At 41.3% G+C, this 21,410-nt stretch carries 13 protein-coding genes; 5 read left to right on the top strand and 8 right to left on the bottom strand.

Annotation, left to right across the window (positions count from 1 at the left end):
• The first annotated feature begins 25 nt into the window (after positions 1–25).
• Positions 26–2,782: a TonB-dependent receptor gene (locus PQ469_RS27650; RefSeq protein ID WP_274210561.1), complete on the top strand. Its 2,757-nt coding sequence runs from the start codon at positions 26–28 to the stop codon at positions 2,780–2,782.
• A 695-nt stretch (positions 2,783–3,477) separates the two neighbouring features.
• Here PQ469_RS27650 and PQ469_RS27645 read toward each other — a convergent pair.
• Positions 3,478–5,013: an IS1182 family transposase gene (locus tag PQ469_RS27645; RefSeq protein ID WP_274210560.1), complete on the bottom strand. Its 1,536-nt coding sequence runs from the start codon at positions 5,011–5,013 to the stop codon at positions 3,478–3,480.
• A 181-nt stretch (positions 5,014–5,194) separates the two neighbouring features.
• On the opposite strand from PQ469_RS27645, the gene PQ469_RS27640 reads away from it, so the two are divergent.
• Positions 5,195–6,793: a GxGYxYP domain-containing protein gene (locus PQ469_RS27640; protein ID WP_274210559.1), complete on the top strand. Its 1,599-nt coding sequence runs from the start codon at positions 5,195–5,197 to the stop codon at positions 6,791–6,793.
• 245 nt (positions 6,794–7,038) lie between these two features.
• On the opposite strand, the gene PQ469_RS27635 is transcribed toward PQ469_RS27640, so the two are convergent.
• Positions 7,039–8,673: an ABC-F family ATP-binding cassette domain-containing protein gene (locus PQ469_RS27635; protein WP_274210558.1), complete on the bottom strand. Its 1,635-nt coding sequence runs from the start codon at positions 8,671–8,673 to the stop codon at positions 7,039–7,041.
• Between the two features lie 416 nt (positions 8,674–9,089).
• Positions 9,090–11,258 (bottom strand): S46 family peptidase, encoded by a 2,169-nt coding sequence (locus tag PQ469_RS27630; RefSeq protein ID WP_274210557.1) that lies wholly within the window; start codon positions 11,256–11,258, stop codon positions 9,090–9,092.
• A 414-nt stretch (positions 11,259–11,672) separates the two neighbouring features.
• Here PQ469_RS27630 and PQ469_RS27625 point away from each other — a divergent pair, with 414 nt between their 5' ends.
• Both PQ469_RS27625 and PQ469_RS27620 read left to right on the top strand, forming a co-directional pair.
• Positions 11,673–12,713 carry a methyltransferase gene (locus PQ469_RS27625; RefSeq protein ID WP_274210556.1) on the top strand — a complete coding sequence of 347 codons (1,041 nt, stop codon included), beginning with the start codon at positions 11,673–11,675 and terminating at the stop codon, positions 12,711–12,713.
• A gap of 159 nt (positions 12,714–12,872) precedes the next feature.
• A complete protein-coding gene (locus PQ469_RS27620) occupies positions 12,873–13,484 on the top strand; it encodes a SprT-like domain-containing protein (RefSeq protein WP_274210555.1) in 612 nt (203 codons plus the stop codon).
• Positions 13,485–13,561: 77 nt separating this feature from the next.
• On the opposite strand, the gene PQ469_RS27615 is transcribed toward PQ469_RS27620, so the two are convergent.
• The 5 genes from PQ469_RS27615 to cobA all read right to left on the bottom strand — a co-directional run bounded on the left by PQ469_RS27615 (position 13,562) and on the right by cobA (position 18,601).
• On the bottom strand, positions 13,562–13,936 hold the full coding sequence (locus PQ469_RS27615; RefSeq protein WP_090639509.1) for a hypothetical protein: 375 nt from the start codon (positions 13,934–13,936) through the stop codon (positions 13,562–13,564).
• Between the two features lie 103 nt (positions 13,937–14,039).
• Entirely contained in the window at positions 14,040–16,277 is a 2,238-nt protein-coding gene (locus PQ469_RS27610; RefSeq protein WP_274210554.1) for a CRTAC1 family protein, read from the bottom strand.
• Between the two features lie 403 nt (positions 16,278–16,680).
• Positions 16,681–17,229: a hypothetical protein gene (locus PQ469_RS27605; RefSeq protein ID WP_274210553.1), complete on the bottom strand. Its 549-nt coding sequence runs from the start codon at positions 17,227–17,229 to the stop codon at positions 16,681–16,683.
• A 268-nt stretch (positions 17,230–17,497) separates the two neighbouring features.
• Positions 17,498–17,866: a DUF7009 family protein gene (locus PQ469_RS27600; RefSeq protein WP_274210552.1), complete on the bottom strand. Its 369-nt coding sequence runs from the start codon at positions 17,864–17,866 to the stop codon at positions 17,498–17,500.
• Between the two features lie 6 nt (positions 17,867–17,872).
• Positions 17,873–18,601: a uroporphyrinogen-III C-methyltransferase gene (cobA, locus tag PQ469_RS27595; RefSeq protein WP_274210551.1), complete on the bottom strand. Its 729-nt coding sequence runs from the start codon at positions 18,599–18,601 to the stop codon at positions 17,873–17,875.
• Positions 18,602–18,888: 287 nt separating this feature from the next.
• Between cobA and nirB the strand changes: the two genes are divergently transcribed.
• Positions 18,889–21,384: a nitrite reductase large subunit NirB gene (gene nirB, locus PQ469_RS27590; RefSeq protein ID WP_274210550.1), complete on the top strand. Its 2,496-nt coding sequence runs from the start codon at positions 18,889–18,891 to the stop codon at positions 21,382–21,384.
• Positions 21,385–21,410 lie beyond the last annotated feature (26 nt).

The following is a 21,410-nucleotide window of genomic DNA, read 5'->3' as shown; positions in this document are numbered from 1 at the left end:
ATCTATCTTATATAAAAAACAGTTAATGCAAAAACAACAACAGGATGTTGTAGCATCTGAAAATAAATGTTCAGTGATTACCGCGAAACAGATATTGCTAATAGGCATAGTGATAGTAATTCTGAATTTAGTAAATTTTCAGCCACTTTACGCGTTGCCCGTAACGGAACAAAGTATTTCCAACACGAAGGTTACTATAACCCTAAATCATGAAACTATGGAAAGCGCTTTCAAGAAAATTGAAAGTCAAACACCGTTTCGATTTTATTACAGAAAGTCATACGTTGATCAATTTAACAACCTTAATATGGTTACGGTTACAATAACTGTAGAAAAGCTCTTAAATGTATTGCTTGAAAACACCACATTGTCCTTCCGTTTAATGAATAAAAATATTTTACTGGAACCAAAGGATATCCAAACCAGTTATGAAATCTCAGGGCACTTAGTTGATATTAAACATAATCCAATTGAGTTCGCTACCATCAGTATAAGAAAGCCTGACGATACCAAAATAATTCAATCGGTAGTTTCGGCGGCCGACGGAAGCTTTAAACTTTCTGTAAAAAATAAGGGTGAATATATTGCTGATATTAAATCAATCGGCCTTGACGGCATATCGGTATCGGTTATCGTGGGCGATAAGACATCTGTTCAACTGCCTGAAATTACACTTAATGCCACGACCAAGGTTTTACAAGAAGTTAACGTTATTGCTAAAAAACCAATTATTGAACTAAGAAGTGACCGTATGCTTTTCAATGTTGGCAATAGCATCAACGGAGTTGGAGAAGATGCCTTACAGGTTCTTAAAAGGGCTCCCGGGGTTTCGGTATCTAACAGCGATATTGTTTCATTGAAAGGAAATTCAGGTGTTCAAATCATGATAAATGGCCGCTCAACATATTTGGGAGGAGGAGATCTGGCAAGTGTTCTGAAAAATATTCCTGCAGCCAATATTGATCAAATTGAAATTATAAGTAATCCTTCATCTAAGTTTGATGCCGCCGGAACAGCTGGTATTATCAATATTAAATTGAAGAAAAATAAAAACTTTGGCTTCAACGGCACTTTAAACTTGAATGGCACTCAGGGATATACATCTAAATTTAATGGTGGAATAGATGGGAATTACCGATCTGAGAAGTTGAACGTGTACGGCAGTTACAGTTATGACGATGGGATATATAAAACGAAAACCTCTATACTTAGAAGCCAGGAAGTAAATGGAACATCAGCAAAATTTGATCAGCATTCTGATGAGTTCGACGGTAATAAGAGTCATTCGTATAAAGCCGGATTGGATTATTTTATTGATAATAGAAACACGTTGGGGGTTCTTTTTAATGGGTCCAATGGGCATAATAATGATAATATTTCCGGTAATACGATTATTTCTAATGGCTCAGGAAATATCGACTCCATATTAACTGCTAAAAACAACAGGCTGATCAAAAGAAATAACTATAATTATAACCTTAATTATCAATATGCAGATACAAGCGGTAAAACGTTCACCAGCAACTTTAACTATATACTGCTAGACAGAAAGGAATTAAGTTTGCAGCCTAACCAATATACCAACTCGGCAGGTAACAGTCTTGCCGACCCTTTAATATATTTTATAAATGCGCCAACTAAAATTAATGTTTATGCCGCCAATATAGATTATGAGCAAAAATTGTTTAAAGGAACATTTGGAACTGGAGCAAAGTTTAGCTCTGTTGAATCTAAAAATGATTTCAACAGCTATAACGTTATTGACGGGCTGAATGTGATCAACCCCGCACTTACCAATTTTTTTAACTACAATGAAAAGGTTAGCGCCGCATATATCAATTACAATTTTACTGTAAAAAAGTGGACATATCAGGCTGGATTGAGAGGAGAGCAAACATCTTCGGATGGAAGACTTACAACGCTGACTGCCAATGGTAACGAGGTTGTGAGGCGTAGCTATTTAAATTTGTTTCCTACCGCTTCAATTGCATTTAAGCAAAATGATAACCATAGTTTTAGTTTGAGTTACAGCAGAAGAATTCAACGCCCCAATTATCAAAATCTTAACCCTTTTCAAATCCGTATGGACGAGCTGACCTTTTTTCAGGGAAATCCCTTTCTGAAACCTGAGTACTCCGATAGCTTTCAATTAGCTTACGCCTGGCAACAGTATTTGATTGCATCGGTAGGCTATATGGAAACAACAAACGTAGTTTCGCCGATAACAGATAGCACAAGCAATAACAGAATCATTTCCAGTTATCAGAACATTGGGAAAAACCGCAGTGTAACAGTTAGTTTATCTACTTCTCTTGATATTAACAAGTGGTGGAGCTTATTTATTAATACTAATTTATATTATCAAAACTATAAAGGAAATTTGCCCAATGGAGTGGTGAATAACAGCATAACTACGTTTAGTGCAAATGGTTCATCTACATTTAAAATTACACATTCCCTTTCAAGCGAATTGTCATTTTTTTACCGTACACCAGAAGTTTATGGAGTACTCAAAAATTCAAGCGTCGGAGAAATAGATCTCGGCGCGAAACAATCTCTGTTCAATGATAGGGCCAGCTTACGGCTTTCGTTCAGCGATATATTTCATATGCTTAAATTAACCAGCCGGAGTTACTACTCAGGCTTAAATTTAATATCAACGCAACAGCCCGAATCTCAGGTATTTAAGATAGGATTTTCTTATAAATTTGGCCGGTCTCAGATAAAAGGTGCGAGGAGCAGAGCAAAAGGTGCTGAAGACGAAAGTGGAAGGTTGCACTAAATAGAAATTTTTGCATGTTTGGAAATACAATTGCATGTCTATTAGGTCAATGAGTTAATTTGATAAATAAAAAACTCCAATCTTGGGATTCACATACTAAGATATTCAGAGCGAAAGGAACAAGAGTATCCCTTTTCAGACGACAGTGATCAAGATATTGGCCGATCCCAGGACGTATGTGGAGGTAGCCGAAACGTTTTCAACCGCTGTAAATGAAATCCAATTGAACAACATCAAATAAATCGAATACATCTTTATTCCGTGGAGTTTAAAATATGGTTCAAACATCGCAACGACCTCTGTAAGTTCTGGGCCTTTTACGAAATCAAATAACCTGTCCCGATATGGTTTTTCGCCGATTGGGGGTTCCATTGGCTGGATGTCGAGCAATCGTCAACAAAGGGTGATTCCTTTAAAATATATTTTGGTAGCATTTAAAAAATAATCTTTAATTTTTAAAGTTACATTTACAGCGTGGGCTTATTGTCGCTGGTGAGTTTTGGCAAAAAGTGCCTTTAAAGCGTATTGGACAGATGGAGTTCGATTCTCGTCGGGACCACTTAGAGAGGCCGTATCATAATTCAAATGATGCGGCTTTTTTATTTTACGGCAAATAAATTGATTTCAAGTAGTTTTTTACTGTTGATTTCGAACTAACGAACATTATTGATTGAGAACGAGAGAAAAGAAGCTCTTTAGGCTGCTTTTTTTCTTAGATTTTGAGCGATTGAAAGTAAACCCCATTCAATGGCGACTTTTTCTTTACCGCGGAGCATGAAGCGGCGGAACCCATGGTTCTGTTTGATATTTCCGAATACGGGTTCGACGTCGAAACACCGTTTCTTTCGCCGTTCTATACCCTCTTCGCTGTTTAGCAGTAGATAAGCCTTTTGTTTCTGCCGCTTCAGATTTTCATTGATTTCAATGATCCGGTTGTGTTTTGATTTATGACAGGCACCGTTCAGCGGACAATTGCTGCAATTTCTTGCCTGGTATCTTTTTACATGCTGTTCAAACCCGGTACTGGTTTTCCTGATGTAATTTCCAATGAAATCCATCTGCTGGCCTATCGGGCAGATATAACAATCCTTTTCCTGGTTATAAAAAAGCTTATCCGAAGCAAACGGAAACTTACTGTTGTGGTTTTCATGCTGCTCTTTATCAAACATGCCATACTTTACAAAAGCGATGGCCTGTTTTTCTTCAAGCAGTGTGTAATTTTCTTCTGATCCATACCCCGCATCTGCGGTAACTACTTTAGGGGCCTTGCCGAAACTGGTTTCATGCTGCGCTATATGTGCCGGAAACGTAGTGGTATCTGTAGGATTGGGATGAATGGTATAATTAACAATGAATTGATTGGAGGTGGAGATTTGCACATTATAGCCCGGCTTTAACTGGCCATTTTTCATGTGGTCTTCTTTCATGCGCATGAAGGTAGCGTCAGGATCTGTTTTACTGTAGCTGTTCCTTTCTTCCAGTATAGCTTCCTGCTGCTCGTATTTAGCAATGTTTACGGGATAGTTCTTAGTCACATATTGAAGCTTAGCCTTCATCTTCTTATCGGTGTTCTCTTTACCGGATAGTTTTTCATTGAGCTGATCTATCGTTGCCTTTACCTTCTGACTGTCGATCTCTGTGAAATCAGGCGGTTCAGGCATTTTGTCCTCATCGGCAGCGATCTGCTGTGCATACTGCCAGATCTCGGTCAGTTGTTTTTTCATTTTTTCCTTGTTCGTCTGGATTGATTTTTTCCAGACAAAGGTGTACTTGTTCGCATTGGCTTCAATCTTTGTTCCATCCGTATTGATCTCATCAATACTTAGCAACCCTTCATCAGCCAATAGCTTTACCACATCTTCAAACACGTTACGCAACGCATTCTTTAACCGAACACCCCTAAACCTGTTAATCGTATTATGGTCGGGGTAGCTCATTGAGCTCAACCACATAAAGTAGATGCTTTCCTGGCAGGCGGTCGCCAATTTACGGCTGGAATAAATATTGGTCACATAGCCATAAACCAATACCTTCAGCAACAACTGAGGGTGATAACTGGAACTTCCCCTGATATGGTAAGCTTTTAATAGAGGTTCAATATTGATCTTGTTAATTACCTCATTTACAACTCTAACCGGGTGGGATTGAGGGATTAGCTCCTCCAGGGTTGGAGGAATAGCTAATATTTGCTGCTGATCATAATGTTTGAAAACAGGTTGCCTAATTGCCATATCTCATATATCTATACCTTAAATATATGAAAATCAGATAATTAAAACAAATAAAAACAATAGATAGCTGTTTGAATTTATAGTAATAAACCCTTAATAATTAAAAAGAGGGTGGTTGTAAATGCCTTCAATATGTTTTAATTTCGGCAGGAATGATTAACGTTAATACGATATTTAACACATGAAAAGGCCGATCAAAATGCTTAGAATTAAAGTAGTATGCTTTCTGTTGTTTTATTTGTTTAGTACGCCATCCATAGGCCAGGTCAAATGGCCTGCTAATCAGCTGCTTCCGTCTTTCCCGGCATCAGCAAAGGTTCAGGATTTTATTACACTCCGTGAAAATTCTCCTTACTCTTCAGCAGAAATGTACCTGTTTGCTTCGTTAAAGGGCATCGTAAACAGGACTAAACCACGTATATTCTCCTATGAGGGCGATGCTTTCGCCGAAGGGCCGTATACCTGGCTACAGTCCCTGGGTTTAAGCTGGTCTGAACCTGCAGACAAATGGGATTTGATTGCTAAATACCGGAGCGAAATTTCAGGTGTGATTGTTTATGATCCCGCGCAGGAACATACAATTAACCTGGCCACGGTACTCGCAAAAAGCAAAGGCGCGCTGATTGCCTCGCCGTTGTTGCTGGCCAAATTAACTGCTGCTCCTTATAATTTGCCGGTGTTACTTGATTTGCAGGGCAAATTCAGCAGTAAGCTGGAAGTTTATCAATCGCTATATGATACTTATTGGCCAAATATTGATCACCGTTTGTTAATCGGACTAAATCCTAATGCGCATAAAGCCGCCCTTCGCGAATATGCGGTAGCCTTGGGCGCTGCCGTAATATGGCTCGATCCTGAGGTAGCCGGCGAAAGTGAATTGCTAAACAAATTTCTATCCTCAATGTCTCCCGGGGCTATCTTTATGGGCTGGTGGCCACAGGAAGGACCAGGGGTGCAAAGGGCCTCAAAGTATGGTATTTCAACCGTTGCAAGTGATTGGTGTGCTAACCTAACGGTACACAGTGGTACTTCCAGAAATGTAAAAATAAAACCAATCCCTCCCAAACCGACGCTCAAAAACAAGATATATGTAGCATTTATATTGAGTGATGGAGACAATTTACAATTTACAGAGCATTTGATGCGCAAACTTTGGAATAATCCGGACCGGGGCGCTGTTCCAATGGGATGGACGGTGTCGCCTGCTATGCTGGATGCAATGCCTGGGGCTCTTAATTATTATTGGCAAACTTCCACCAGCAATGATAACCTGATTTCGGGCCCCTCCGGCTATGGTTATACTTACCCTAATACCTGGACAGATGAAAACTTGCTAAAGCAGTTTGTTGCTAAAACGGAGGATTATAACGCCCGTGCCGGTTTAAGGGTAATCACCATTTGGAATACGATTACAGGTGGTATTAATCCTAATGTCGGGAATGCCTATGCCAGCCAGGCAAAATCGTTGCTTGGCGTAACTGCCCAGAACACAGGAGGCGGGCTTACTATTTATAACGACAGCCTACCAGGAATGGCACTTACCTGTAACTACTGCACAAATGAACAGGCAATGAAAGATCATATAGCCCGGGCTGCCGCCGGTTGGGACAAAACCTCGCCGCGTTTCATGATTATACAGGCGCAACCCTGGCAGGGTGTAACGCCAACAAGTTTTAAAAACGTGGCTAATTCACTTAATGAAGATTATGTCATCGTGCGCCCAGATCACCTTTTTCAGCTTATTCGCGAGGACAAGGGTATCTCAATTAATCCTAAATAAAAATATATTTTTAATTTATGAACGCAATTCAGCCTATGGCAGGTGTTATCATCATGCCATTTTTATTTTCATAAACACAGCCACAAAAAATAACTCATTCATAAAAGAGTTTGGATTTTGTACTTTAAGGACTATTAAGATTCTTTAAAAGCCTGCAAATTGAACGTTCGCGGGCTTTTGTTTTACTGTTAAAGTGGCAAAAAGGGGAGCGGTTTTAACTAAAAATGCCTAATTCCGTTATTCATTTAGCTTTGTTCTATTTGTTTTAAGCTATCCATTTTCTTGTAAGCTAAAAATCCCTTGATGTCCTCAAAATGTTCGCGGACGCGTTTATTACCAAACTCGAATACTTTTTTTACCAGCCCGTCCAGGAAATCCCTGTCATGTGATACCAAAATCAGGGTTCCATCAAAATCCCTCAGGGCATCTTTGATAATATCCTTGGTCTTCATATCCAAGTGGTTAGTTGGCTCATCCAGTATCAGTACATTTACAGGCTCCAGCAGCAGTTTGATCATGGCCAGGCGCGTTTTTTCGCCGCCCGAAAGTACTTTTACCTTTTTTGTGGTATCGTCGCCACTAAACATAAATGCTCCCAACAAATCTTTAATCTTTATTGTGCCATCACTTAGCGGAATCTGGTCGATGGTTTCAAATACGGTTAAACTTTCGTCTAACAGCGACGCCTGGTTTTGGGCAAAGTACCCGATCTTTGCATTGTGGCCTACTTTTAATATTCCTTCAAAATCAATCTCGCCCATAATGGCTTTGATCATGGTCGATTTGCCTTCGCCGTTTTTGCCAACAAAGGCCACTTTTTCGCCTCGCTCAATAACCATAGCCGCCTTTTCAAATACAACATGATCGCCATAGGTTTTTGTAAGCTCTTCAACCATCACCGGATATTGGCCAGAACGTGGCGATGGTGGAAATTTCAATCGTAAGGCCGAAGTATCTACTTCATCAATCTCGATGATCTCCAGCTTTTCGAGCATCTTTACGCGCGATTGCACCTGCAATGTTTTGGAGTAAGTCCCTCTGAACCGGTCTATAAATTCCTGGTTATCGGCAATAAAACGCTGTTGTTCCTCGTAGGCCTTCAATTGATGTATGCGGCGGTCGGCACGTAACTGCAGATAATGACTGTATTTGGCCTTATAATCGTATATTCTGCCCATCGTTACCTCGATGGTACGGTTGGAAACATTATCTACAAAAGCACGGTCGTGAGATATCACCATAACCGCCTTTGCCGAGTTGATCAGGAAATCTTCCAACCATTGTATACTGTCTATATCCATATGGTTTGTAGGCTCATCAAGCAAGATCAGGTCCGGTTTCTTTAAAAGAATTTTGGCCAGCTCGATACGCATGCGCCAACCACCCGAAAACTCGGAAGTTTGGCGGGTAAAGTCTTTACGTTCAAAACCTAAGCCTTTTAACACCTTCTCTACCTCTGCATCATAATTGACCTCCTCCTGCGAGTAAAATTTCTCGCTCAGTTCCGATACCCGCTCAATCAGCTTCATGTAATCATCGCTATCATAATCGGTACGGATAGTGAGCTGCTCGTTCAATTCGTCGAGCTCTTTTTGCATCTGGTTAGCCTCTTCAAAGGCTTTCATTGTTTCTTCAAAAACGGTAACATTATCGTGGGTGAGCAAATGCTGGGGCAGGTATGCTATCACGGCGTCTTTCGGGCCGGTTACGTTGCCTGAAGTAGGTTTGGCCGCACCGGCAATGATTTTGAGGATGGTCGACTTGCCTGCGCCGTTCTTGCCCATCAGGGCAATCTTATCGTTCTCGTTTATGGAGAAGGTTACATCGCTGAATAAGGTGGTTCCGCCAAATGAAACGGAGATGTTGTTAACATTAATCACAGTATGGGAATATTGAATTGTGCGCAAAGATAATGGAAAGACATAGAATTATGGCAGGGGCATGAAAGGATGCTATCAGACCGTTTTGGAGTTTCCGGAAACTTATGCCATTGTGCTTAATTTGCAAAGGCAACATTAATCCCTGGAAAATAATTTTGAAATGGCTATAAGTATGTTGACGTTTTGCAATCAACTGTATCGAAATGCGGCGTGTGCTTCGGTGGGTATTAGCCGGCATAGCAAATACTAAAGTAATGGTGGTTATATAAATGTCGAAATATTCTTATTGGGACCTCAAATAAAGTTAAAAGCCTTCAGTTGTTATACTAAAGGCTTTTGGTTGAGGCGGTGCAGCGATAACACCAGCCACAAGCTGAATCATACATCATATCCACCTGTCGGTGAAATCCTAATGGTCAGTTCTTATGAATCTCCAATTCGCTAATGAGGTTATCGGCGTGCCCTAAAATATCCATACACCAGAGTACGTAGCGCACATCTACACAAATAGTCCGTTTATAATCTTTGTTAAAAGCAATTTCGCCGCTCATTGCTTCCCAATTGCTGTCAAACGCCAGGCCTATTAGTTCGCCCTCACCGTTAATCACCGGCGATCCGGAGTTACCGCCTGTGATATCGTTGTTGGTAATAAAGTCGATCGGGATGGTACCATGATCGGCATACTGGCCAAAGTTCTTTTGCTTGTAGGCATCCAGCCAGGTTTTCGGCAGGTCAAATTCGTCATCACCGGCCTTGTACTTTTTCATGGCGCCATCCATATCTGTCTGGATATCGAAATGCTTGCCATTCTTAGCGGTATAATCCTGCACATTGCCGTAAGTGATACGCATGGTAGAGTTGGCATCGGGCGACATCAGCTTGCCCTCGTTTTTCTCCAGCAAAGCCTGCAGGTAAATGCGGTCGAGCTTTTCTTTCTGCGTGTCAAAATCGCTCAGCTTAGTGCCAAAAACACTCTTTTTGTAAGCGCCTGGGTTAAGGTTAATTACAAAGGGCACCAACGGATCTTCACGAAGTTTGTCTACAGAACGATGCGGCAAAAACTCTTTCAGTTTGGTGGTATCTATCAAGTCGCTGGTTTGCCATAAAACATCCGCGAACTTAGAAAAAGCCAGTGATGGGTCGCCTGGAGCAATCCTGGTCACCATATCCTCTATAAAAGCCGGGTGCTGGTCTTTAGGTATATCGGTATACCATGAGGTCATGAGTTGGGTAAATATTTTTTTGTCGGCAATAAGATTGTAGCTTTTGATGTAATCGTCATTAACCTTTTTTAGCTCATCCTTTATCTCTGCTTTTTCCTTAGCGCTGCGCCTTGAATTTTCAAGCGCCAATTGCCCAAAGCAGTTGTTAAGCGCTTCATCTACAAAACCCGGAGCCAGTAACCCTTCGTTAATGTATGTTTTGTGGATGGCGTAGGGCTCATAAGTGGCATATAGGTTCTGATAATCACTCATCAGGTTGGCATACTGCGGTTTGTTGGCAGCCCATTTGGTAAAGTCGGCTTCTTCCTGCTGTTTTTGGCCATAAATGTTAAGGTTTTTCAGTTGCTCAGTTTGGCCAATGAAGTACTTCCAATAGTTAGATACTTTATTGTACTCGGACGAAAGCCTGAGCCGGGTGTCTACACTTTTGTTCATTTCTTCTTTCCAGGCCTTCAGGCGGATATCGCGCAATTTCACAATAACCGGGTTGGTTTGTTCGGCAGCCAAACGTACCCCATTTGAAGTCAGGTAACGGTCGGTACTTCCGGGATAGCCGTATACCATAGCAAAACCGCCGTTTTTTACACCCTTTAACGATATAGGCAGGAATTTTTTAGGCGTGTAAGGTACATTGCCGGCCGCGTAGCTGGCGGGGTTGCCGTCTTTATCTGCATAAATCCGGAATATAGAGAAATCGCCGGTATGGCGGGGCCACTCCCAGTTGTCGGTATCGCCGCCAAATTTACCTATCGACTGTGGCGGAGCGCCTACCAAACGCACATCACTGAATTTATTGTACAGGTAAAGGAAATATTGGTTGCCTTTGAAAAACGAGCTTACCGCGCCCCGATATTTGGTACCCTTGGTTGCCTGCTCAATCAGTTTGTTGCTGATCTTTTCAAGCTTTTCGCCCCTTTCTGCATCGTCGGCCCCTTTAAGTGCAGCCATTACCTGCGGGGTAACATCGGCAATACTTACCAGGAATTCTACGTATAAGCCCGCTACCGGCTTTTCTTCGGCATAACTTTTTGCGTAAAAGCCATTATCAAGGATATTGTTTTGCGGCGTTGAGTTTGCCGAGATAGATTCAAAACCGCAATGGTGATTGGTAAATACGAGGCCTTTGCCGGATACAACCTCGCCGGTACAAAAGCCGCCGCCCAGAGAAACTATAGCATCCTTAATGCTGGCCTTGTTAATGCTGTACAAATCTTCCGGGGTCAGTTTAAAGCCCTGCTTCTTCATTTGGTCATAATTTTTACCAATAAGCATCGGTATCCACATGCCTTCATCGGCGCGTGCCAGGCTTGTGATAAACAATGTGAAGAGCAGTACGAGGGATAAGAATTTAGGTTGTTTCATAAACCGTGTTATAAATTGTGTTAAGGTATTTAAAAGCAAATGTAGAACTATTTTAAAAATAGTTCACAGAAAATGGAAGGTTGAGACATGCCGAAAATTGAAAAAAGCAATCCGTTGATGTTCAAAAAGATTTTTCTTAGGATGCAGAAGCTGTGCGTGTTTTGAGCTGTTTGAGGAGGTTTATACCTTAATAGCTGCAAATTAGAAATCAATTGCATATGGTTTAGCCGTGCCACTCAAAGCGGCCCTACAAGAGTTGTTTTTTCATGGTATAATCGACAGATTATCAAATGCTTTTATTCTTATATCAAATTAATTCGCCGTATTTTTAGGTAACCCAATTCTTACCGGCCCCGGGCAGAATTTTTTGTACGGCACCACCAATTATTAAAACAGATAATTAATCAGAAAAAAATGGAACAGCAAACTAATCAGCCGTCGCCTGAAAACATTATGAAAGTTGGCACAGGCTTTTGGGCCTCAAAAATTCTTTTAACTGCAGTAAGCTTTCAATTATTTACCCGGCTTGCCGAAAAAACAACTATGACGGCAAAAGATGTGAAAAATAATTTAGGGCTTAAATGTACAGACAGGAATATTTATGATTTTTTAGACGCTTTAACCGTGTTTGGTTTTTTAAAGCGTGAGGGTATTTTGGATACGGCTATATATTCAAATGCTTTGGAAGCAGATACGTTTTTGGATAAAAACAAGCCATCATATATTGGGGGTATTCTTGAAATGATGGACAATAGGCTATATGCGTTTTGGGGTAACCTGGGTGAGGGCCTGCTTACCGGGTTGCCGCAAAACGAAGTAAAAAAGAGCGAGGATTTTTTTGGGTTGATATACAGCGACCCTGCAAAATTAAAAGAATTTACCAATGCCATGAGCGGTATCCAAATGGGTAATTTTATAGCCTTTGCTCAAAAATTTGATTTTACAGAACATAAAACGCTGATTGATGTAGGCGGCTCGGCAGGGTTGCTTTCACTTATGGTTGCAAAACATAATCCCCATATGCATTGCACAAGTTTTGATTTGCCGCCGGTTGAGCCTATTGCAAACGCTACCATACAGCAATTCGGGTTATCAGATCGTGTAAAAGCGGTTGGCGGCGATTTCTTCACTATGCCAATACCCAATGCCGACGTTGTTGTAATGGGAAATATCCTGCATGATTGGGACGAAGAAAATAAAGTATCATTAATGAGGAAAGCCTATAACGCCCTCCCGGCGGGCGGGGCCTTTGTAGCTATTGAGGGTATAATAGATGATGAAAGAAAGCAAAACGTTTTTGGTATGATGATGAGTTTGAATATGCTCATTGAAACAGGAACAGGATTTGACTACACATTTGCCGACTTTAACAAGTGGGCAAATATTGTTGGATTTAAATCAACCTCACTTATTTCATTAGCAGGGCCATCCAGCGCGGCAATAGCTTACAAATAAAACCGCACTTATATTGCCCGGGCTTATCTTAATAATATCCAGGAAAATAATCTTTGGTTTGTTTCTTTGATTACGCTGATGAATTGGTTGGTTTTACTAATGCTTTTATCTAGGATATGATAATCCTTCGAAATCGTTATATTTGTGTTGAGGTAAAAATTGGATAAAGTAAAAGTTTTAGAAAAATATCTTCCGCCCGATGCTGCCCCGCTCATTGGCCGCTGGATTGACTACTTTAAATGCGAGTTTAAAATTTCGCGCAACCGCGGCACCAAATTTGGCGATTACCGTTCGCCTTATGCAGGGAAAGGTCACCGCATCTCGGTTAATTACGATCTTAACCCGTACGCTTTTTTGGTTACCACCGTACATGAGTTTGCCCATCTGCATACCTGGAATGAGCATAAGCAAAAAGCCCGGCCACATGGTACCGAGTGGAAAGGGAATTTTAAACGGATGATGCAGCCTTTTTTTGAAAAGGACATTTTTCCGCCCGATGTTAAACACGCCATTGTGAGTTACCTGGATAACCCGGCGGCTTCAAGCTGTTCGGATTTGAACTTGTACCGTTCCCTGCGCAAATATGATGCACCAAAAGAAGCGATGCTGACAGTTGAAAAAGTTCCGTTTAAAGCTTTATTCAAAATAAAAGGCAATCGCATTTTCAGAAAGGAAGAGCAGTTACGCAAGCGGTTTAAATGCGTTGAGCTAAAAACCAAGCGGGTGTATTTGTTTAGCCCGGTGGCCGAGGTGGAATTGGTGGAGGAATAAAAGAAAAGGGTATTATTAATGCTACCCATTTTTTTGAGACAGCATTAATAATACCCCTGTATTAGAACTTCCTTGTATTATTTACTTCCACTCCAGCCGTCGCTCCAGCCTGTACCGCCAGCCGCTTTTGAACTTTTTACCAGCTCATCATATTTTAGCTTTTGTGCAGGGGTTAAAACAGCCTTGATTTTTTTTATTGTTGCCGTACGTAGCGGCTCAATAGCAACCAGCATCTTGGTGTTATCACCTTTCGTTTCAGTTTTAATTTTGTCAAACTTTGCCGACGATTCGGTATAGATAGCAGCAACTTTTTTGCATTGCGGATCAGTAAGTTTTAACTTTTTTTGCAGTTCCATCGCCTTTTCTTCCGGCTTACTGCCGGCTGCTGTTTGGGCGAAGCTTGCTGTTGTTAATCCAATAAACAGGCAGCATAATAAAAGTAATTTTTTCATCTTTTAGGTTTGATTAAAATTGTTCGTTATTTTATTTAAATGTAGTTGGTTTTATTCAAAAACAGGTAAACTGCCAACACATTTTATAAAACAAACTTACAGCTTAATTTGTTTTTGCCGCCATAGGCATACACATTGTCATATCCTGTTTATCAATAAAAGTTAATTTAGCCAATTGTGTTACTTTATATTGGTCCACGCCTTCCGTTATCCTCAAAAACTGGTTTGGCGTTATGTTTGTAAAATGCTGAACAGTACCGCTGCCGGCCCATTTTATTTCTATATCGTCAATTATTTTTGCCTGCCCTATACCAATTTCCTGGCGTAATGGGGATGAGCCAAAGCTTCCGCCGGAGTTTACATCTTTATAAACATTTCTTTTTACACCATTTTCGGTAAATGTTAATTTAATGTGGCTTCCTATTGCAGCCTTATTGGCTTTTACACCATCGAGTTTTAAGCTTATCCAATTGTTATTATTGTTGCGCGGGTTAAGGTATAACGAGCTGGTGTACGAATCGCCAATGTAGGCGCCGCCCATTTCGGCAAATATATCCTGGTTGCCAGTATTCCTTAAATCTGCAAAGGCAATACCGTGCCCTTTTTGCAGGTTGCCCATGCGCGATGAGGTAGTAATGTCAATAAATTTCTTGCCGCCATCATTTCTGAACATTTTATTGGGCACCAGTGAGCGAAAATCCGGATTACCCGTTCCAAAATACATATCCAGGTAGCCATCATTATCAATATCACCAAAGTTGCCTCCCATGCTGTACACCACCTTATCTAAACCAACCTCGCGGGTTACATTGGTAAAAGTACCATTGTGGTTATTGTGGTATAAAAACACATTCCCTGCATCCGGCACGGCTTTACCTAAAGCTGCCGCGGCGCTGTAATAAGCCAGCGGACGGTTAAAGTTATAATCGCTCACCAATACATCCTGCCAGCCATCATTGTCATAATCATAAAACCAGGTTGTAAAGGTTCGTTCTTTATTTTGGGCAAAGCCGGCTCTTTGGGTCACGTCTTCAAAATCTACCTTACTCCCTTTAATTCCTTTGTTCCTGAGCAGGTATTTGGCACCAGTCATGGTCGAAATAAAAATATCCGGGTAGCCATCGTTATCATAATCGGCAGATGTAACGCCTTTTACAAATGATACAATATCACAGTGTGCTTCTTTGGTGATATTGGTAAATGTACCGTCGTGGTTATTAATGTACAGCATACATGTTGATGAATTGCCGTCCATATCCTGTGTTGATGTCTCGGTTCCAACAAATACATCCAGCCATCCGTCGTTGTTAAAATCGGCCCAGGTGGCTGTTTGCGTAGGATGAAAATATAACAGGCCGCTTGGTATGGTTACGTCGGTAAAAGTACCATCCCCATTATTACGCAATAGCGAACTGGGTTGGTTTCCGTAGCCCTTGGTGAGCCAGGCGCCCCTTAACACAAAAAGATCGATATTGCCATCGTTATTATAATCTGTTTGTTGAATATTAAGGCCGCCGGTTATTCCTTTAAGCCCGCTATACTCGGTACGATCGGTAAATGTGCCATCCTTGTTGTTTTCAAAATAATGCATCGGGTCGCTCAAATCCCAGGCCGATGTGATGATATCCAGGTAGCCATCGTTGTTAAAATCGTCAACGGCAACCCCGCCAGCGCGGCCATTAACATTAAGTCCAAGGCTTTTGGCAATATCTTTAAATGGCTTTTGTCCGGCCACACTATCGGCATTCAAACCGGGAATTAAAACATTTTTTGGAACCTTTTGAGGGTATTCGCCCAATGTCATGTAGGCAATGTTGAGCAGCCATCTTGATTCCATATCATCGGGATGAACCCTTAAAATGGTTTTATAAATTTGAATAGCTTTTCTTGATCCTGTTTGAATTTTATGTACCCCATCATTTTTGATTGGGAAAATACATGACGAACCGGTATGGTTAAGCATGCAGTTACTACGTTCGCCAAGGCGCATATACGCAATACCCACTTCAGACAAGAGCCTGTCCGATGGCATAAACTCCAGCCTGTCTATTATTTTTTCATAAATACTTACAGATTTTTCTTCCTGCCCTGCCATAAGCAATAGCGATGCCTGCGCCGATAACAGGTAGGAATCCTGGTCATTCGGCGGGATTTTAACTAACGAATCGCAGTAGGCAATTTTCACCTCAGGGTTAAACGGGTTTGCCATGTTGGTGTTTTTTTTATTCAATTGGTCAAGCATCTCTATCATTTCCTGGTGCGATGACTTGGGGCTGGATGCTATGATGGTAAAGCCTATTGCTACAATAAGCGTTAGGGCCGCGGCTATTTTTATTTTCATTTTGGACTGATGTGATATTATCTCAAAAGCGGGATTGTTTTAAACACCGGCTTTTAAATAAATAAAGAATACTATATGCTGATAAAGTTGGGCAGGGCAAAGCCACGGCCAAACAAGTTTGCCAATCCGGATGAGATACTATTAACTACATTGTTTGGGTGTATGTAAAAACCCGAATTGTTTTATCATGTCATTGCGGGCGATAGCGTGGCAATCCCGTCGCAAGCATTGCAGATTTTACATAGTTCGCGATTGCTTCGTTCCTTATAATGACATCGTTTTATTTTGTCACTTTCCAGTTCAGAGCCACCGGGATTTACAACTCAGCACAGGCAAAAAAACACCTGAATACAACATTAAATAATAGTTGATGGTATCCTTAACGGATTAAGCAAAAAGGAAATTAGCAGGTAACCTTAGGCGGTTGCTCAGGAATATCCTGGTGATAGTGCACCAGTGGTTGTACAGGTTGTACAATGTTTTTTTGAATATTTTTTATAGGGCAGCAAAATTCAATATTTGCAAACGTTAAATTAACGTTATCCTGCATAATTATTTTGCCATACGGTACATGGTCTTTTTGCGGTACCGGGATATCTTTAACAGCCTTGGCATTGAGCACATTTTTATCAACCGGGCGTGTAGTTTCGTAATTGGGAATGCACATGAGGTGAATGGCCGTACGCGTAACCTTCATTTTTACGTAGTTGTAGTTGGTGTTGCCAAATTGTATTTGCCCGGCTATGCTTTCAAACCGTTTCCAATCGTGAATATTAGGCAAATCAACAGGTATGGCTATTTCGGTGAGGTCTTTAACATCATACAAGCCTTTGCCCACCTGTTGGTTGTAAAATTTATTGGTTTTATAAACCAGGTATTGGTGCAATGCCAATTGCCCGCCAATATTTAGCAGGTGAATACTTAGCAATAAAAAGGCAACAATCTTTTTCAAACTGATTTATAGGTATAATGATATCTAAAGGTGCAACTTATAAATATATTTTCAAAATTTATTTATAACTATAAGTAAATATTAATACCTATTGATTGAATAAGTTGTTGAGATTAATCCTGATTATCAGTGGAAATAGTAAATATGGATTATGTGCCCGGTTTTCCATATTGATCATAGGTGCGCCCGGTGAATAACTTTAACAGCCGACCGGCTATGCAGCTACATCAAATTTGCATGTGTTTTGCAAATGCTGCTTTACGAGCGCCTATAGTTCTTTCTTCGTGAAGTTTTCAACCAGCGGATTTGGATAATTATCGCTTTGGTCTTCGGCCACATTATCCAGGCATTTAAAATCTTTTTCAACAAGCAGGTACATCTCACTGCTGTTGTTTTCATAGCCAACACGGTCGGTACTGGTCCATTCAAGCGCCAAAGCGACGGGCATATACATAATAATGGTATTATCAGTAAAATCTGCCGTTAAAAATTCCGTTTCTGTACGCTGCAGGGCATATTTAAATGTCCGGGTACCAAATTTGGTACTTTCTTCCAGGTAACCATCCCTGTCAAAGGTTTCTACATCGGTTTTGGTAAGGCGATATCGCAGTGAGTTTCCTTTTATCCTGATTTTCATACTTGTTTAATTGTTAACGTTAACCACATCGCCTATAATTATAATAGCCGGATAGGTAAGCTGGTTTTCGGCTGCCATAGCAACCAGGTCTTTAACCTTCCCCCGCGCAGATTTTTGTTTGGGTAACGATGCGTGCTGAATAATAGCGGCAGGTGTATGGCCTTTACCCGATGTAACGTAGGCAAGGGCAATTTCGGCCAGCTTTTTCATGCCCATATATATTACTACCGTAGCATTGCTTTGCATGGCGCAGGCAAGGTCGGCAGATAGACGGCCATCTTTTTTAGTTCCGGTAACCATCCAAACGCTTTCGCTCACCAGGCGGTGGGTTAAAGGAATATCCTGAAGGCCGGATGCCTGCATGCTGGTAACACCCGGTATGTACTGTGTAGTTATGCCATGTTGCCGGGCGTAAATTATTTCTTCAAAGCCGCGGCCAAATATAAACGGATCGCCACCCTTTAGCCTTACCACGTTGCCTTTGGTAAAAGCGTAATGCTTTATCAGCTCATGAATAGTTTCTTGCGGGGTGTAATCGCCATAGGGTTGTTTGCCTACATATACCTTTTCGCAATCATCTTGGCAGATATCCAATAGTTCTTTATTCGCCAGGTTGTCATATAATACCACATTTGCCTGTTGTAATACCTTATATCCCTTCATTGTTATCAATTCCGGGTCTCCGGGACCTGCTCCAAGTACAAAAAGAACCGGATTTTCAATTGTTTTTCGCATATTTTGAAATTTTGCATCAAAAAATAGGTTTTTAGGCTATTTTATTTGATGATTTTGTTAAAATGTTAAAATGGTTATTTATAATCAACATAAATAATGACATAAATTATATCATTAGCACTAAATTAACAATTAAAACATCAATAAACATGATTTATTTAATAAAAAACTTAAAAAAAATTTTTATTTGCCATTTTTTTGAGTTATAATTGTGATGTAAATGAAATCAGGGTCGTATTTGATTCATTTAAGTTTGAAAATTGCTTTAACATTTAAAAAATTTCGATATGTCAAAACCAACCATTATTGTTGTAGGCAACGGTATGGTGGGCTATAAGTTTTGCGAGAAGCTTTTAGCCAGATCAGCCCAGTTCCAAATAATTGTTTTTGGCGAAGAGCCCCGTCACGCTTATGACAGAGTGCACCTGAGCGAATATTTTAATGGCAAAACTGCCGATGATCTGTCGCTCTCCACTTTATCGTGGTATGCCGACAATGGTATCGCGCTGCATTTGGACGATCCTATCCAGGAGATTAACCGTACCGAAAAAACAATCCACTCATTAAAAGGAGTTACTTTAAAATACGATTACCTTGTTTTGGCAACCGGTTCATCAGCTTTTGTGCCTGATATTCCGGGGATAGAAAAAGAGGGCGTGTTTGTATATCGTACCATCGAAGATCTGGAACTTATAAAAGCCTGCGCGGCCAACGCCAAATCTGGCGCTGTTATGGGCGGCGGCTTGTTGGGCCTGGAGGCTGCCAAGGCGTTGATTGACCTGGGTATCACAGAAACGCATGTTATTGAATTTGCGCCTCGGCTAATGCCAAGGCAAATAGATTCGGCAGGCAGTAATATGCTGCAAATGAAACTAAGCCAGCTGGGTTTGCACATTCATTTAAATAAAAGTACAGCAGCCATTGTAGGCGAAAAAAAAATTCAATCACTAAAGTTTAATGACGATAGTCAACTTGCTGTAGATATGCTGGTAATATCGGCAGGTATCCGCCCGCGCGATGAACTTGCAAAACTGGCCGGCCTGCACGTAGGCACCCGCGGCGGCATTGTAGTGAACGAAAAAATGCAAACCAGCGATGAGCACATTTACGCCATTGGCGAATGTGCCCTATACGAGGGAATGATTTATGGTTTGATTGCGCCCGGTTATGAGATGGCTGATATTGCGGCCGCTCATTTAACCGCGGCCGACAAGTCTTTTTACGGGTACGATATGAGTACCAAATTAAAATTAATTGGCGTTGATGTAGCCAGCTTTGGCGATGCCTTTATTACCGAACCCGATTGCCGCACCATTTTGTTTGAAGATACCCACAAGGGAATATACAAACGCATTAATATTACTAATGATGGGAAGAACCTGTTAGGTGGCATTTTAATTGGCGATGCAGAGGCTTACAATATGCTGCTGCAAACGGTTAATAATAAAATTGTATTGCCACCCGATCCGGAAGATTTGATACTGGGCTCAAGAGGCGGGGCGGCAAATGAGGGCGCCGGCGTAATGAACCTGCCCGACGATGCGCTTATCTGCTCATGCGAGGCCGTAACCAAGGGCGCAATCTGCTCGGCGGTTACCGATGGCGGTGTTACCAGTATTGATGGTATGAAAAAATGCACCAAAGCAGGTACCGGTTGCGGTGGTTGCGTACCACTGGTGAAAGATTTAATTGCCGGTACCCAGAAGGCAAATGGTCAGTATGTTAAAAATGTAATTTGCGAGCATTTTGACTACTCGCGCCAGGAGTTGTTTGACCTGGTAAAAATAAATAAGCTTAAAAATTACGACCTGGTACTTGACCATTACGGTAAAGGCGATGGCTGCGAAACTTGTAAGCCGGTTGTTGCCAGCATCCTATCGAGCCTGTGGAACGATGTGATAGTAAAACAGGAAGTAATACAGGATAGCAATGACAGGTTTTTGGCCAACATTCAAAAAGGCGGTACTTATTCTGTAGTGCCACGCATCCCAGGAGGAGAAATTACGCCCGACAAACTGATAGTAATTGGCCAGGTGGCCAAACGATACGGATTGTATACCAAAATAACTGGTGGTCAGCGTATTGATTTGTTTGGTGCGCACTTAAGCGATTTGCCATTAATTTGGGAAGAGCTGATAGATGCCGGTTTTGAAAGCGGCCATGCATACGGCAAAGCGCTGCGTACAGTAAAAAGCTGCGTGGGCAGCACCTGGTGCCGGTTTGGTTTGCATGATAGTGTAACTTTTGCTATTGAGATTGAAGACAGGTATAAAGGTATCCGTGCACCGCATAAGCTTAAAGGTGGTGTAAGCGGTTGTGTACGTGAATGTGCCGAAGCGCAATCAAAGGATTTTGGGATTATAGCTACCGAAAAAGGCTGGAACCTGTATATCTGTGGCAACGGTGGTTCAAAACCGCAGCACGCCCAGTTATTAGCTACCGATATTGACAAAGAAACATTGGTGAAATACCTGGATAGGTTCCTGATGTTTTATATCAAAACCGCCGACCCGCTAACCCGTACTGCAACCTGGCTTAATAAGCTGGATGGCGGAATGAGCTATCTTAAAAATGTAATTGTAAACGATAGCCTTGGCCTGGCCGAACAGCTTGAAGAAGAAATGCAGGCGCTGGTAAATACCTATCACTGTGAATGGAAAGAAGTGGTTGAAAATCCGGCCATGCGCAAACGTTTTGCCCACTTTATAAATGCACCCGAAGAGAAAGACCCCACCGCGCAGTTTGAACCAATGCGCGAACAGGTGAAAGCCAAGGGGTGGTAAGTTTCAAAGTAAAAATTCAAAATTCA

This window comes from Mucilaginibacter sp. KACC 22773 (assembly GCF_028736215.1).
Lineage (GTDB): Bacteria > Bacteroidota > Bacteroidia > Sphingobacteriales > Sphingobacteriaceae > Mucilaginibacter.
Note: the sequence above shows the minus strand (reverse complement) of the source record. Positions and strands in the feature narration are given on the sequence as shown.

Coding starts and splice junctions, on each gene's coding strand:
- PQ469_RS27615 (WP_090639509.1), bottom strand. CDS start 13,936: ATGAAAAAATTACTTTTATTATGCTGCCTGTTTATTGGATTAACAACA.
- nirB (WP_274210550.1), top strand. CDS start 18,889: ATGTCAAAACCAACCATTATTGTTGTAGGCAACGGTATGGTGGGCTAT.
- PQ469_RS27630 (WP_274210557.1), bottom strand. CDS start 11,258: ATGAAACAACCTAAATTCTTATCCCTCGTACTGCTCTTCACATTGTTT.
- PQ469_RS27640 (WP_274210559.1), top strand. CDS start 5,195: ATGAAAAGGCCGATCAAAATGCTTAGAATTAAAGTAGTATGCTTTCTG.
- PQ469_RS27650 (WP_274210561.1), top strand. CDS start 26: ATGCAAAAACAACAACAGGATGTTGTAGCATCTGAAAATAAATGTTCA.
- PQ469_RS27645 (WP_274210560.1), bottom strand. CDS start 5,013: ATGGCAATTAGGCAACCTGTTTTCAAACATTATGATCAGCAGCAAATA.
- PQ469_RS27600 (WP_274210552.1), bottom strand. CDS start 17,866: ATGAAAATCAGGATAAAAGGAAACTCACTGCGATATCGCCTTACCAAA.
- cobA (WP_274210551.1), bottom strand. CDS start 18,601: ATGCGAAAAACAATTGAAAATCCGGTTCTTTTTGTACTTGGAGCAGGT.
- PQ469_RS27610 (WP_274210554.1), bottom strand. CDS start 16,277: ATGAAAATAAAAATAGCCGCGGCCCTAACGCTTATTGTAGCAATAGGC.
- PQ469_RS27625 (WP_274210556.1), top strand. CDS start 11,673: ATGGAACAGCAAACTAATCAGCCGTCGCCTGAAAACATTATGAAAGTT.